Here is a 497-nt window from a genome sequence, read left to right on the forward strand (position 1 = left end):
GTGCGGACGAACACAGTGAACCATGCCGCCGTTGAACCCGACGAACATTTTGCATACTGCGAACTACTGCATCGCGTCGCCATTCACATTCGCACTTACAACGAGATTGACCGCAAGCAGGTTTGGGCTCTCATGGAGGCAACTGAAAACATCCCTCTTTACCTGCGATCTGGCGATCCACACTCGCTGAGTGCGGTGCAGTACGGTATCAACTGGTACGACCGTGAATTCTCCGGTAAGAAATTCGGTTTGCGATTGAGCGAAATATACAGTGATGCACTCGACCGATTCCGAGCATCGTAACGCCGCACAACATGGTTTTTACGCTGAGGCCCTTCGGGCACACCTTGGCTCTATGGCAACGGGCCATGGCCTTGGTACAATTTACCGTAGTTCAGGCATCGTTCGCTTCGTTTGGGGCGGTGTCGTAAAAACCTTCCGTTGGCGGACACAAGATGGAACGCTTCCCTGAATGCGGCAAGCCAATCGACCTTGAT

The 497-nt window shown here is 52.9% G+C and carries 1 protein-coding gene; it reads left to right on the plus strand.

Annotation, left to right across the window (positions count from 1 at the left end; translation table 11 throughout):
* The coding region (locus CA13_RS14405; protein ID WP_419194355.1) for a hypothetical protein at positions 1-303 on the plus strand (303 nt) is incomplete at its 5' end.
* Positions 304-497: the final 194 nt, after the last annotated feature.

The organism is Novipirellula herctigrandis (assembly GCA_007859835.1).
GTDB classification, from domain to species: Bacteria; Planctomycetota; Planctomycetia; order Pirellulales; family Pirellulaceae; genus Novipirellula_A; species Novipirellula_A herctigrandis.